This is a genomic window from Maribacter spongiicola, from assembly GCF_052119685.1.
GTDB lineage: Bacteria > Bacteroidota > Bacteroidia > Flavobacteriales > Flavobacteriaceae > Maribacter > Maribacter spongiicola_A.
The window spans coordinates 346,695-359,905 of the sequence record NZ_JBGQOO010000001.1 but is presented as its reverse complement, the minus strand read 5'-3'; the positions used below and the strand labels follow the sequence as shown (position 1 = coordinate 359,905).

The 13,211-nt window shown below is 34.2% G+C and carries 14 protein-coding genes; 13 read left to right on the top strand and 1 reads right to left on the bottom strand.

The window, feature by feature from the left end:
• Positions 1 to 88 precede the first annotated feature (88 nt).
• The 8 genes from aceB (at position 89) to ACEN2N_RS01410 (ending at position 6,861) form a co-directional block, all read left to right on the top strand.
• Positions 89 to 1,687: a malate synthase A gene (aceB, locus tag ACEN2N_RS01445; protein WP_441822669.1), complete on the top strand. Its 1,599-nt coding sequence runs from the start codon at positions 89 to 91 to the stop codon at positions 1,685 to 1,687.
• Positions 1,688 to 1,761: 74 nt separating this feature from the next.
• On the top strand, positions 1,762 to 3,393 hold the full coding sequence (locus ACEN2N_RS01440) for an isocitrate lyase (RefSeq protein WP_441822668.1): 1,632 nt from the start codon (positions 1,762 to 1,764) through the stop codon (positions 3,391 to 3,393).
• Positions 3,394 to 3,544: 151 nt separating this feature from the next.
• Positions 3,545 to 4,108 carry a TetR/AcrR family transcriptional regulator gene (locus tag ACEN2N_RS01435; RefSeq protein WP_441822667.1) on the top strand — a complete coding sequence of 188 codons (564 nt, stop codon included), beginning with the start codon at positions 3,545 to 3,547 and terminating at the stop codon, positions 4,106 to 4,108.
• A 75-nt stretch (positions 4,109 to 4,183) separates the two neighbouring features.
• On the top strand, positions 4,184 to 4,732 hold the full coding sequence (locus tag ACEN2N_RS01430) for a carboxymuconolactone decarboxylase family protein (RefSeq protein ID WP_423998161.1): 549 nt from the start codon (positions 4,184 to 4,186) through the stop codon (positions 4,730 to 4,732).
• Positions 4,733 to 4,828: 96 nt separating this feature from the next.
• A complete protein-coding gene (locus tag ACEN2N_RS01425) occupies positions 4,829 to 5,143 on the top strand; it encodes an EthD family reductase (RefSeq protein WP_423998163.1) in 315 nt (104 codons plus the stop codon).
• 4 nt (positions 5,144 to 5,147) lie between these two features.
• Entirely contained in the window at positions 5,148 to 5,792 is a 645-nt protein-coding gene (locus ACEN2N_RS01420) for a DsbA family oxidoreductase (RefSeq protein WP_441822666.1), read from the top strand.
• Between the two features lie 19 nt (positions 5,793 to 5,811).
• Positions 5,812 to 6,480 carry a peroxiredoxin-like family protein gene (locus ACEN2N_RS01415; protein WP_441822665.1) on the top strand — a complete coding sequence of 223 codons (669 nt, stop codon included), beginning with the start codon at positions 5,812 to 5,814 and terminating at the stop codon, positions 6,478 to 6,480.
• Between the two features lie 30 nt (positions 6,481 to 6,510).
• Positions 6,511 to 6,861 carry a DoxX family protein gene (locus ACEN2N_RS01410; RefSeq protein ID WP_441822664.1) on the top strand — a complete coding sequence of 117 codons (351 nt, stop codon included), beginning with the start codon at positions 6,511 to 6,513 and terminating at the stop codon, positions 6,859 to 6,861.
• Positions 6,862 to 6,896: 35 nt separating this feature from the next.
• Here the strand turns inward: ACEN2N_RS01410 and ypfJ are convergent, their stop codons facing one another.
• A complete protein-coding gene (gene ypfJ, locus ACEN2N_RS01405; protein WP_441822663.1) occupies positions 6,897 to 7,793 on the bottom strand; it encodes a KPN_02809 family neutral zinc metallopeptidase in 897 nt (298 codons plus the stop codon).
• 859 nt (positions 7,794 to 8,652) lie between these two features.
• Between ypfJ and ACEN2N_RS01400 the strand changes: the two genes are divergently transcribed.
• From ACEN2N_RS01400 to ACEN2N_RS01380, 5 genes are all read left to right on the top strand, one after another.
• Positions 8,653 to 9,741, top strand: coding sequence for an endonuclease/exonuclease/phosphatase family protein (locus ACEN2N_RS01400; RefSeq protein ID WP_441822662.1), 1,089 nt, complete (start codon positions 8,653 to 8,655; stop codon positions 9,739 to 9,741).
• Between the two features lie 155 nt (positions 9,742 to 9,896).
• On the top strand, positions 9,897 to 10,421 hold the full coding sequence (locus ACEN2N_RS01395) for an HAD family hydrolase (protein WP_441822661.1): 525 nt from the start codon (positions 9,897 to 9,899) through the stop codon (positions 10,419 to 10,421).
• Positions 10,422 to 10,682: 261 nt separating this feature from the next.
• Complete coding sequence (locus ACEN2N_RS01390) at positions 10,683 to 11,336, top strand: hypothetical protein (protein WP_441822660.1); 654 nt, start codon at positions 10,683 to 10,685, stop codon at positions 11,334 to 11,336.
• Between the two features lie 285 nt (positions 11,337 to 11,621).
• On the top strand, positions 11,622 to 12,335 hold the full coding sequence (locus tag ACEN2N_RS01385) for a hypothetical protein (RefSeq protein WP_441822659.1): 714 nt from the start codon (positions 11,622 to 11,624) through the stop codon (positions 12,333 to 12,335).
• A 233-nt stretch (positions 12,336 to 12,568) separates the two neighbouring features.
• Positions 12,569 to 13,210 (top strand): tetratricopeptide repeat protein, encoded by a 642-nt coding sequence (locus ACEN2N_RS01380; RefSeq protein WP_441822658.1) that lies wholly within the window; start codon positions 12,569 to 12,571, stop codon positions 13,208 to 13,210.
• Position 13,211 lies beyond the last annotated feature (1 nt).

Below are 13,211 nucleotides of genomic sequence, written 5' to 3'. Positions count from 1 at the left end.
AAAAAAGTGTATTTTATCTATTTAGCGAACGTTCGCTTGTTTTTTAAAGTATTTTATTTTATCATTGTGTCAACAAAAACTTTTTACAATGGAAAACACGATTTTAAAACATTCGAAAATTCAGTTCGCTAATCAGGTAGATCATTACTATCCTGAGATTCTAACAGACAGTGCTTTAGAGTTTCTTACAGCACTACATGAGAAATTTAACACCAAAAGATTAGAGCTACTTAAAAACCGTGAAGTCCAGCAAGAAGTCTTTGACAGTGGTAAGTATCCTCATTTTCCTAAAGAGACCAAAACTATTCGTGAGGGAGTTTGGACTGCAGGAAACATACCAGAAGATTTACAAGATAGGCGTGTTGAAATTACTGGACCGGTAGATCGAAAGATGATTATTAATGCACTTAATTCGGGTGCCAAAACATTTATGGCAGACCTAGAGGATAGTAATTCCCCAAGTTGGAAAAATAGTATTGAAGGGCAGCAGAATTTAATGGATGCCAATACAAAGACCATTAGTTTAACTGATACTAAAAAGGGAAAGTCATACAAGTTAAATGAAAAAACAGCGGTGCTTTTGGTACGACCAAGAGGTTTGCATCTAAACGAAAGACACTTAGTAATAAATGAGGAGGAAGCTTCTGGAAGTTTGGTAGATTTTGGTCTATATGTTTTTCATAATACCAAAACAATGATGGAAAATGGAACAGCGCCCTATTTCTATTTGCCAAAATTAGAGCACTATACAGAAGCCCGTTGGTGGAACGAAGTTTTTGAATTTGCACAAGACTATTTGCAGGTACCTCCTGGTACGTTTAAAGCGACGGTATTGGTTGAAACAATTACAGCGAGTTTTCAATTAGACGAAATCATTTTTGAACTAAAAAATCATATCGTTGGGCTAAACTGCGGTCGTTGGGACTATATATTTTCTTATATCAAAAAATTTAGAAATCACACGGGTTTTGTAGTTCCTAATAGAGATCAGGTGACCATGACCTCTCCGTTTATGGATGCTTACTCAAAATTGGTTATTCAAAGATGTCACAAGCGTGGCATACTTGCTATTGGCGGTATGGCAGCACAAATTCCTATTAAGAATGACGAAAGAGCGAATGCAGAAGCTTTTGAAAAAGTAAGAAAAGATAAAGAGCGCGAGGTGGTAAATGGTCATGATGGCACCTGGGTAGCGCACCCTGCTTTGGTTGAGGTTGCAATGGTCGAATTTAATAAACATATGCCTACGCCGAATCAAATGCATGTAATGCGAGAAGACGTAAAGGTGACAGAGCAAGATTTAGTAGAAATACCAAGAGGTACTATTACTGAAGACGGAATTAGAAAAAATATTAATGTGGGTATTTTGTATACAGAGGCTTGGTTGCGGGGGCATGGAGCAGTAGCACTTTACAACTTAATGGAAGATGCCGCTACGGCAGAAATTTCTAGAACCCAGGTATGGCAGTGGTTGAAGAATGAAGTTATTCTTGCAGATGGGCGCCAATTGAATAAAGGTCTGTATATGGAAATATTCGATGATGAAGTAGAAAAACTAATTACCGAAGTTGGTGAAGATAATATAAAGAATACCAAATTTGAATTGGCGATACAACTGTTCGATCAGTTGGTGGTTACAGATAAATTTGAAGAGTTCTTAACATTACCAGCCTATAAATTCATTTAAATAAAACGATCCTGCCATTGCGGCAACAATGAACAGGATCTCATTATCAATAATAAATAACGTATTTCAAAATTATGAAAAATTTAGAACAAAGCAAGTACAGTTCGGCATTGGAGACTGTAAGAAACTTAAAGCAAAAGTATGGGACTGCTTGGAACGATATCAACCCAGAAAATGCTGCTAGAATGGTCGCGCAAAATCGTTTCAAAACCGGATTGGATATTGCAAAATATACTGCAGCTATTATGCGAAAAGATATGGCGGAGTATGATGCAGATTCTTCGAACTATACACAGTCTTTAGGTTGCTGGCATGGTTTTGTGGCGCAGCAAAAAATGATTGCCGTTAAAAAGCACCATAAAACCACGAGTAAAAAATACCTCTACCTTTCTGGATGGATGGTGGCGGCTTTGCGGTCTGAATTCGGACCGTTGCCTGATCAATCGATGCATGAAAAAACTGCCGTTTCTAGCTTAATCGCAGAAATCTATGATTTTTTACGCCAGGCAGATGCTATTGAATTGAACGATTTGTTCAGAAGATTGGAAAATGGAGAAGATGTTCAAGATGAAATCGATAATTATGAAACTCATATCGTACCTATCATAGCAGATATTGATGCTGGGTTTGGTAATGAAGAGGCTACTTATTTATTGGCAAAGAAAATGATACAGGCAGGTGCGTGTGCGATTCAAATAGAAAATCAGGTTTCAGATGCTAAACAATGTGGGCACCAAGATGGCAAGGTTACCGTACCTCATGAAGATTTTGTAGCCAAGCTGAATGCTGTTAGATATGCTTTTATTGAGCTAGGTATCGATGACGGGGTAATCGTAGCTAGAACTGATTCTGAAGGGGCAGGTTTAACTCAGAAATTACCGGTAAGTCAAGTACCTGGTGATTTGGCATCGCAATATTTGGCATTCGTTGAGGCAGAGGAAATTGATATAACAGATGCTCGTGAAGACGATGTTCTTCTAAAAAGAGATGGTAAATTGGTTCGCCCAATTAGATTACCAAACGGACTATACAAATTTAGAAATGGTACTAATATAGATAGGGTGGTATTAGATTGTATTACCAGTTTGCAAAATGGTGCTGACTTATTGTGGATTGAAACCCCAACGCCAAACGTGAAACAAATTGCTCATATGGTGAATAGAATTAGAGCGGTGGTACCAAATGCCAAATTAGTATATAACAACTCTCCTTCGTTCAACTGGACTTTAAATTTCAGAGGTCAGGCGTATGATGAAATGCTTGCCGAAGGCGAGAATATGACGGAGTACGATAGAAATAATTTAATGTCAGAAGATTATGATGACACTGAGTTATCATTTCGCGCAGATAAAAAAATTAGAACGTTTCAGGTTGATGGAGCAAGAGATGCTGGTATTTTTCATCACTTAATTACATTACCGACCTATCATACCACAGCTTTGCATATGAGCGACCTAACCAAAGGTTATTTTGGCGAAGAAAGCATGTTGGCTTATGTAAAAGGTGTACAAAGACAAGAAATTCGTAAAGGCGTTTCTTGTGTTAAGCACCAACGAATGGCCGGATCTGACCTAGGTGATGATCATAAATCTTTCTTTGCTGGTGAAAAAGCACTAAAAGCGGGTGGTGAGAAGAATACTTCAAATCAATTCGATGCCGGATCCAGCAAGAAAAAGATTCAAAAAGAAGTAGGCGTATTATCTTAACATAGTAACTTATTCTTATTTGATGTATCTTAAATGAGCTGGCCTACGGGTTGGCTCATTTTATTTATTCTGAGGTGTAAATTGCCAAAGCAAAGTTAAAAGTTTTTTTATATCAAAGCACTTGCTTAGTTTTGTAGTGTAATTAGTAATAATGGCACGTAAAAAGCAATATAACGAAACTGAAGTCATTGATAAGGCCATGCGCTTGTTCTGGCGTAATGGCTATGAAAGCACATCGGTTCGTATGTTGGAAAAAGAAATGGGTATTAACCAGTTCTCTATTTATGCCAGCTTTAAAAATAAAGAAGGTGTATTCTTAGAAAGTATTAAACTTTATAATACTCAAATCAAAGCCATCACCAATACCTTAGAAAAATCTAATAATGGGGTAGAAGGTATTAAAGAGTATTTTTTTGACTTTCTAGATTTTTCTAGAGAAGGTGCAATTTTCAAAGGATGTTTGGTTACCAATACGGTAAACGAAATTAAAGAAGATTCGAGTCCGGTTATTATGGCGGCGTTGAAACGTTTTTCTTCAAATATTAGAGAACTATTTGTAAGGAACCTAAAACAAGACGACTCAAGGGATGTAAAAGAAATAGAAGCACAAGCTGACTATTTAATGAACGCTCTTTTAGGTCTGTCAATTTCATCAAAAGTATTTAAAGAGGAACAGTTAAAAGGCATTATTAGGATTACATTTTTACACTTGTAGCATTTTTTTTAATCAATAACTAAGCAGTTGCTTAGATTTAACATAAATATAATAATTAATAGAAATAATAAGATTATGACAACTTTAAAAGTACACGACATAGAATCTGCACCAAAAGGTAGCAAAGCATTATTAGAGAACTCTCAAAAATCATTTGGTATGATTCCTGGTTTGCATGGTGTGTTGGCTTCTTCTTCAAAATTATTAGAAGCGTATCAAACACTACATCAGTTATTTACTGAAACTTCATTCGATAATGATGAGTTAACGGTAGTGTGGCAAACAATCAATGTTGAACACGCGTGTCATTATTGCGTGCCGGCACATACAGGTATTGCTAAAATGATGAAGGTTGATGATGCCATTACAGATGCTTTACGTAACGAAACTCCGTTAGCAGACGCAAAATTAGAAGCTTTAAGAACGATGACATTAACTATAGTGCGTAACCGCGGTAATGTAACAAAAGAAGATTTAGATGCTTTTTACACAGCTGGTTATGGTGAAGCTCAGGTATTAGAAATTATTTTAGGATTATCTCAAAAGGTAATTAGTAACTATACAAATCATATTGCAAATACACCGGTCGATGCAGCTTTTCAAAAGTTTGCATGGTCTAAATAATTGAGGTTTCATTTTCCCCCAGAAACCACATGTTAATTGTGTAAAGTAGGCCTTCTGTATATTCGGAAGGTTTACTATTAATTTAAATAATAAATTATGATAAAAGTATCAGTAATGTATCCGAATATTGAAGGTGTAAAATTCGATGTTGACTATTACAAAAATAAGCATTTGCCAATGGTATCTAAATTGGTAGGCAGTGCAATAAAAGATATGGAACTTGACTTGGGAGTTGGTGGAAGAGCAACAGGTGAGGCTGCGCCTTATGTTGCTATTGTACACTTAAAATTTGACGATGTAGCTTCTTTTCAGGCTTCATTTGGTAAGCATGCAGCGACATTTGCAGATGATGTAAAGAATTATAGTAATGTACAAGGTGAGATTCAAATTAGTGAGTTGGTGACATTTTAGAATTATGAAAAAGAAATTAAAAATAGATATTGTATCTGATGTTGTTTGTCCTTGGTGTGCAATTGGCTACAAGAGATTAGAAAAAGCAATTGACGAACTAGGTATTCAAGATCAAGTAGAGATTGAATGGCAACCTTATGAATTGAATCCGGGTATGCCACTAGAAGGTCAGAATATTACTGAGCATATTACCGAAAAATATGGTTCAACTATAGAACAGCAGAAAGAGTCGCGTGAGAACATGACCGATATCGGTGAAGAGTTAGGATTCAAATTCGACTATTTTGATGAGATGCGTATGTCGAACACTTTCGACGCTCATGTGTTATTGGAGTATGCAAAAGATTTTGGGAAACAAACGGAACTAAAATTACGCTTAATGACTTCATTTTTTGGAGAAAGAAAAGATGTGTCTGATAGAGAGGTCTTAAAACAAGCGCTATTAGAAGTGGGTTTAAATGCAGAGGTAGCATTGTTGAAATTGGATAATGTAGAAGCCCGTCATGAAGTAAGGAATAGACAGGGGCAATGGAAGAATATGGGTGTAAACTCCGTACCAACTATTGTATTTAACATGAAAAGTGCCATAACAGGAGCCCAATCCGTAGCTAGTTTTAAACAAGTACTTTCTGAATTGATCGCTGAATAGAAAATTAAAAATGCAGGTTATGAGTAAAGCAGATAAAATTAAAGGTGAACTAGATGTATTGTTAGATATAAAACGCCAAGAAGCTGCAGCGAAATTTACCGAAGAGAAAAAGCAGATATATGCTGAGGGTATTTCAAGTGTTGCCGCATCGGGAGTTTTAGAAAACGCATTGAATGTCAATAGCAAAGCACCTAACTTCACGTTGAAAAATACGTTGGGTAAGTGGTTTTCATTATATGAGGAACTGAAAAACGCTCCAGTTGTTTTAACATGGTACAGAGGTGGTTGGTGTCCGTATTGTAACATTACACTGCACTATTTACAAGAAAAACTTCCTGAAATTAAAAAAACAGGTGCTACATTAATTGCTATTACACCAGAATTGCCAGATAATTCTTTATCTACTTCAGAGAAAAATAAACTTGAATTTACGGTGTTGAGCGATGTGGGTAATGTGGTTGGTAAAGAATATGGCGTAGTGTATACATTGACCAATCAGGTAGCTTCTATTTATGAAGCAGGATTTGGGTTAAGTGAAGTAAATGGAGATGATAGTAATGAACTGCCGTTGGCAGCGACTTATGTAATTGATACTGATGCTGTTATTCAATATGCCTTTTTAGATGCTGATTATACCGAAAGAGCAGAAGTGACGGATATCTTAGAGGCATTACATAAGCTGAAATAAATTAATATTTGACCACCAATACTGTTAACCATGAAAAGAGATAGAATCATTTATTACATCGCTACAGGTATTTTTAGCTTGGTGATATTATTTTCTGCAGGCATGTACTTTTTTAATCACGAATTTATAAAAGGAGCCTTTTCGAGTTTGGGCTATCCAACATATTTAATTTATCCGTACGCTACGGCAAAGTTGGTTGGTTTATTTGCTATTTGGAATCCGAAATTTCATGTGATTAAAGAGTGGGCATATTCCGCATTTTTCTTTGCGGTTACCTTAGCCTTTTTTGCACATATAATGATAAGCGATGGAGAGCAGATGGCTGCGGTAATTGCTTGGGTGGCATTGGTAGTTTCCTATATTTTTAGTAAAAGGATATAGCTGTTTTAAAAAAATAGTACGTTGTTCTTGGTTAATTAAAGTACAGTTGCGCTAAAAGTATCACCCTGCGAAATATCACCAGTATCAAACCCTTTTTTAAACCATCTAATACGTTGTTCTGAAGTGCCATGTGTAAAAGAGTCAGGTACAACTTTTCCAGTTGATTGTCTTTGTAAGCGATCATCGCCAATAGCATTTGCAGCATTTAAGGCTTCTTCAAGATCACCTTTTTCCATCATTTGCGTCATGCTTTGTGAACGATTTGCCCAAACGCCGGCAAAGAAATCCGCTTGTAGCTCTAAACGAACAGAGTATTTGTTAAATTCTTTTTCGCTTAATTGTCCCCTGAGCCTATCGACTTTGGTGGTTATTCCCATTAGTTTTTGAACATGATGACCAACTTCATGTGCAATGACATAAGCTTGCGCAAAATCGCCCGGTGCATTCATTTGTTGTTCCATATCTTGAAAAAAACTTAAGTCAAGATATAATTTTTCGTCACCAGGACAGTAAAAAGGGCCTGTTGCACTCGAGGCTGAGCCGCAAGCAGACGTTACATAACCTGTAAAAAGAACCAAAGTAGGCTCGCGGTAATCATCTAAAAGGTTATTCCATACATCTTCGGTACTGGCCAAAATAGTTGCGCTAAATTCAGCCTGCTGATTTTCTTTCGCAGTACCTTGATACGATTCTGTAGAAACAGTCTGACTATTGCCGCCTAAAAAGTTACTTATTAAGCTTAACGGGTTGTTACCGGTTAAGAATGAAAATGCTAAGAAAAGTCCCGCGATAATCAAGCCGGTTTTGGAAAATAGCATTTTGATTATTGGTGCAAGTAATGTTGGGTTAAAACCACTAAAACTCTTTCTAGAACTAGACTGACCTCTTTGATCATCTACATTTGAACTTTGACGCCTACCTTGCCATTTCATAGTATTTTTAATTTAAAAATTAGTATTTAATTTTGAAAGCCTTTCAACTTTTATTCTCTACAGCATTAAATGATTGATATTTACATTACACCGCTAGCCATTTATTTTCAAAGCTTAAATTAGTTTTAGAATTAGCTATAACATATTATTTAAATAGTTTGCCAAACGATTTTTAGAATCTTTAACTAAATCAATATGTTGGCTAAGTTAATCATGCTTATTATAGTTAGTTCCTCTGTTAAATATGTTTTAATTATTCCGCAATAAAATTACTAAATCTACTTTTTTTAAAGTGCTCAAATCCAATTATAACTAACCATATAGGTAGTGCATGCAATTAATTTCAATGTTATTTAAATCGCGGTCGACCCTGTTAGTATGTTGGTTGAGTTATTTTAAAATTAGATCAGTAAAGTATACATAAAGCACTTCTTAAAAAATGTGTGTATACCATATAAACATAAAGAATAGAATGAATTTTGTTTATGAATAACCCTTCATAAATATCAATTTCAATGAAATTCAGGGTCAATTTATTTTTGGATATAGATAATAAGGTTGGTCATTTACTATTAAAATTGCATATAATTAGGCTGCATGTGTTGTAATAGTAATGGTTAGTGTTCTTGTGTGCAGTTTAATAACTAAGGGGCTTACTAATTTAAGTCCCTTTTATATTTCTACTTGTTTAGGATTCGAATACAAGATTAAAAAAAAACTGTAATTATTATGAGAACAAAACGTACAAATTTATAATTATTTGTATTAAACATTTAAAAATTGAAGCCTGTGAGAAATTTCTAAAACACAACTCACTTTTTATCTGAATAAAATAAAACCAACCACCAAAAATGTAATTATGAATCTAAGTAATAAATTAAAATTAAGATTGTTCTTACGAGTTTTTGCAGTATTGGCAATAGTGTTGACCATTTTTCCATTTATAGCAGTTGATCACTGGACAGTTAGGGTTTTTGACTTTCCACATCTTCAATTAACTGTTTTAACCATGTTGGCACTATTACTTTATTTTTTCAGATTTAATTTAAAAAGCAAAGTCGACATTCTTTTTGTTATCGCCCTGGCCGGTTGTTTTACTTTTCAAATGGCAAAAGTATACCCGTATACCACATTTGCAAAAAAGGAAATTTTCGAAAGTAGCCCCGAAAGTAAGCCCACATTCGATATTTATACAGCGAATGTGTTACAGAAAAATGATAATAAAGTTTCTGTTGTAAATGAAGCTAAAAAATTTGATGCGGATATTTTATTATTTACTGAAACCGACAAAAAATGGCAACAAGCATTTTCAAAGTCTTTAAGTAAAGAATATTTGTATAAATTGGAAGTTCCTTTAAGTAATACATATGGTATGTTCCTTTATTCCAAATTAGAACTTTTAGAACCTAGCGTAAGATATTTAGTAGAAGACACTATACCTTCTATACACTCAAAAATTATTTTGAAATCTAAAGATACTATTCAATTGTTCGCCATACATCCTGCACCACCAACCCCACAACATAATCCAACTTCTGTTGATAGAGATGCTGAGATGATGAAAATTGCGAAGCTTACAAGAGAATCAAAATTTCCAGTTATTGTTATGGGAGATTTTAATGATGTAGCTTGGTCAGAGACTACAGAGCTATTTCAGAAAGTTAGCGGATTATTAGATTTGCGAAAGGGAAGAGGATTTTTTAGTACGTACAATGCAAAGAGTTGGATTATGCGGTGGCCTTTAGATCATATTTTTTCATCTCCCGATTTTAGAATTCTAGATGTTAAACTCGGGGATAATAATGGCTCTGATCATTTTCCATTTTTTACCAAATTTAGTTTTGAACCACAGTTGGCAAAGGAGCAAATGCTGCCAGAACCAACAGAAGAAGAATTAAATAGGGCTTATGAACAAATAGAAAAGGAAAATCAAGAGCCAAAGAAATGAAATTTTTACAGTTTAATTAAGGTAAATTATCTTGTTTAAAGAATAGTTTATTTTCCTTTTATAAACCCGAATATATTAATTCAGCTTATGAGTGTCATTGGTGCACCTTATAATTCTAGTAAAAAAAATTAAGCACAAAAAGCGTAAACTTTAATATGGAAATAACTAAAGCGCATAAAAATATCAGACCAAAAGTGTTGTTCTTTGATGTCAATGAAACACTTTTAGATCTTACTTCAGTTAAAAAAGAAGTAGGTAAAGCATTAGGCGGAAGAGAAGATTTGCTTTCTCTTTGGTTTACCACCATGTTACATTATTCATTAGTGACTTCGGCAAGTGGTCAGTATAAACCATTCGGTCACATTGGTGCTGCCGCATTACAAATGGTGGCTGCAAATGTTGATATTTCTCTTAGGGAAGAACAGGCCAATACCATTATTTCAGAGGCTATGGGAAATTTACCTGCGCACCCAGAAGTAAAAGAAGCGCTTTCACAATTGAAAAATGCTGGATACAAATTAGTAGCCTTCACCAATTCATCTAACGACGGATTAAAAAAGCAATTTGAAAATGCCAAATTAACCGAATATTTTGATGAAATGCTAAGTGTAGTGCCAACGGGAAAATTCAAACCGTTTACGGATACTTATGCGTGGGGAGCAAAACAAATGGGGTTATAGCCCCAAGAATGTATGCTCATAGCAGCCCATGGTTGGGATGTTGCCGGTGCACTCTGGGCAGGCTGGTGAGCAGCGTTTATTTGTAGACCTGGTCAACAAGTATATCCGCTAGCACCAGAAACAGAAATTGTAGTATCTGACCTAAAAAAGGTAGCAGACATTTTAGTGACCTACAGCTAAAATTTCGACCATTTCATTTTCAAATAAAAAGCATCTTAGAATATGTATCTTTGGCGTACCATTAACTAAAGAAAGTATTACATGTTTAAAAGAACACTATTTGTTGCCCTAATTGCACTTACCCTAACTTCTTGTTGGAAAGATAAAAGTCCTGAAGACCTTATTCGTTTAAAAGACAAGTTTAAATCTCAGGTAAACTCTTTTGAGAATAAAAAAGAGACCGCCAATAAAAATGTTAACAAAGGTCTAGAATCTTTAAATGCATTAAAAAGCGCCTTAGAAGACACCAAAAATGAAGACAAAGAATTCGCTAAGGTATATGGCGATTGGGAGAAAGTAGATCGTCGCGTTCAGAACTTAAACAAAGAGTACGAAGATTTAAAAGAAAAGGCTTCTAACTTGTTTACAGCTATGGAAACACAGACCAATAGTCTAAGTGATGAAACTAGTAAGAAAACACTATTAGGTGCCATAGAAAAAGCACGTACCAAGTATAACGGTACTTTAACCAACACATCGCAAGCTATAGATAAGTTAAGATTATTACATGGCGATGCCGTTGAGGTCGTTAAAGCATTAGAAGTAGCTGCAGCCCTTAATTCTTTCGATAATATTAATGATCAAATGAAAAGTATAGAAGGTCGTGTAGATGGTATTATGCAAGAATTGAATGTTGCCGTAGTAGAAAGTAAAAAACTATACGAAAAGAAAATTACCGAGTTGGGAGAGGAGTAGAATAACTTCTTTTCTTTTTCAAATAGAAACAGCCAGTATTTTTTAAATACTGGCTGTTTTTTTATACAATTGTTTAAATAAACTTTTACAAATAGCTACAGTAATTGTTTATGATTTTTATTCATCAAAAAACATATTATTTTTCGGATATTCAATTGAACTATTTTTTGTTTAATCGTCGAGTGTTTTTAAACTAGTTGCATATAATGACTTTGGAAAGAAATTGTATCTTCTTAGCTGAAATAGCAATTGCACATATTTATGTGTTAGGCAACATTAAAATGAATGAGATACCTTCAGATTTTTGTGACTTCAATTTTACTCTTTAGCTGTTCAACTAATAAAAATCTTACGACGGATATAGAAAAAATTGGACTTAAAGGAGATGTTAAGAGCCTAAAGTTTGAGCACGAAAGAAATAATACGGCAAAAGAAAATGAAAACGCATACATTATTGATAACGAATTATATTTCAATCAAAACGGTATGATTTCCGAACAAAGGCAATATTCTTTGGAAGGTTTAATACATATTCATTCTTATAATTATGAAGAAAAGAACCTTTTGATTTCAAAAACATATTTCAATGGTTCAAGGGGATTTGTAAATAAATCTAAAATTGAAAACGTACTTAATAAAAACGGAAAATTAATTAAGCAATCTGAATACAGAGCTTTAGGAATCTCTTTAACAGATTCTATAAATTTAATATACAGTTCGTTTCCTGACCAAATAACTGAGTTTTTATATGATTCAAATAGAAGTTTGATTAAGTACAATGTCTACGATAGAGGGTCTTCGGTTATCAAAAATGTTACTGAATTGAATAACGGAGAAATTGTAAAAAACTCAACTATCGTTATTGAAGATGGAGAAGTTTTCAGTGAAAGTATTTATGACTGTATTAAATATGATTCAAAAAAGAACTGTATCAGATATAAAGTTATGGAAATTGATTCAACAGAATCTTTTAAAAATGCAAGAATTGAATATAATTAGTAATGTTGTCTAAAAAAGAGAATCGATAAAAACCAATAAATTTTCTTTAATCTAAGACAACATTATCCTTGGCTTCAATTTCTGCCGTTATATCTTTTGAAAGCTAGTGCAAATCACAACAAAACATATTCAAATACGTTGTGTGTTTATACTTAATAAAATTTATGAAATTAAAATGTACTTTATTTTTTCTAATTATATCACTTAATTCATTTGCTCAAAATAATAATTATTTGTCTTGGGAAAAAAAGGCAGCAATTGATATTTCTCTACAGCCGGAATATGGAAATGTTGTAAAAACTGAAGAGCAAATAGAGTCAGATAACAAATTCAGGAAAGAAATTTTAGAACATTACAAAGGAGACACTATAGCTGCGAGTAAAAAAATGAATGAGCTGGCTTTTACTTATCTATATGATAAAGGTGATTTTGTTACTGCAATGCGAAGATTCAATCAAGCTAATTTGTTGAATTCAAAGAATGCGGATGCTTACTATGGTTTCGGAGCAATCTATTTTAATCTTGGTGCATTAGAAAAGGCTAGAGAGCAGTATGAGAAAGGTTTGGTAATAAATCCGAAGCATACCAAAATTTTGACAGATTATGGTACTACGTATTTAGGTGACTACTATCAACGTTTAGAAAGGGGTGCATCAAATGCGAATCAACCGCTAATATCGGCAAATGAGTATCTAGAAAAATCGCTAAAGTATGATGGTCGCGATTCAAACACCATATATAAGCTCTCTATTATTAAAATGTATCTCGGTGATTGTAAAGAGGCTAAAGGTTTACTTAAGAAAGCTAAGAAAATGAATAACCCTAATGTAACAGAGGCTTATGAAAAGGAACTTAGGGAAAAGTGTAATAGTTAAT

What these genes read in the sequence shown, in the direction of transcription:
- ypfJ (WP_441822663.1), bottom strand. Translation starts at nt 7,793, where the DNA reads ATGAAATGGCAAGGTAGGCGTCAAAGTTCAAATGTAGATGATCAAAGA.
- ACEN2N_RS01410 (WP_441822664.1), top strand. Translation starts at nt 6,511, where the DNA reads ATGAAAAGAGATAGAATCATTTATTACATCGCTACAGGTATTTTTAGC.
- ACEN2N_RS01440 (WP_441822668.1), top strand. Translation starts at nt 1,762, where the DNA reads ATGAAAAATTTAGAACAAAGCAAGTACAGTTCGGCATTGGAGACTGTA.
- ACEN2N_RS01425 (WP_423998163.1), top strand. Translation starts at nt 4,829, where the DNA reads ATGATAAAAGTATCAGTAATGTATCCGAATATTGAAGGTGTAAAATTC.
- ACEN2N_RS01435 (WP_441822667.1), top strand. Translation starts at nt 3,545, where the DNA reads ATGGCACGTAAAAAGCAATATAACGAAACTGAAGTCATTGATAAGGCC.
- ACEN2N_RS01395 (WP_441822661.1), top strand. Translation starts at nt 9,897, where the DNA reads ATGGAAATAACTAAAGCGCATAAAAATATCAGACCAAAAGTGTTGTTC.
- ACEN2N_RS01420 (WP_441822666.1), top strand. Translation starts at nt 5,148, where the DNA reads ATGAAAAAGAAATTAAAAATAGATATTGTATCTGATGTTGTTTGTCCT.
- ACEN2N_RS01415 (WP_441822665.1), top strand. Translation starts at nt 5,812, where the DNA reads ATGAGTAAAGCAGATAAAATTAAAGGTGAACTAGATGTATTGTTAGAT.
- aceB (WP_441822669.1), top strand. Translation starts at nt 89, where the DNA reads ATGGAAAACACGATTTTAAAACATTCGAAAATTCAGTTCGCTAATCAG.
- ACEN2N_RS01430 (WP_423998161.1), top strand. Translation starts at nt 4,184, where the DNA reads ATGACAACTTTAAAAGTACACGACATAGAATCTGCACCAAAAGGTAGC.
- ACEN2N_RS01400 (WP_441822662.1), top strand. Translation starts at nt 8,653, where the DNA reads ATGAATCTAAGTAATAAATTAAAATTAAGATTGTTCTTACGAGTTTTT.
- ACEN2N_RS01385 (WP_441822659.1), top strand. Translation starts at nt 11,622, where the DNA reads ATGAGATACCTTCAGATTTTTGTGACTTCAATTTTACTCTTTAGCTGT.
- ACEN2N_RS01390 (WP_441822660.1), top strand. Translation starts at nt 10,683, where the DNA reads ATGTTTAAAAGAACACTATTTGTTGCCCTAATTGCACTTACCCTAACT.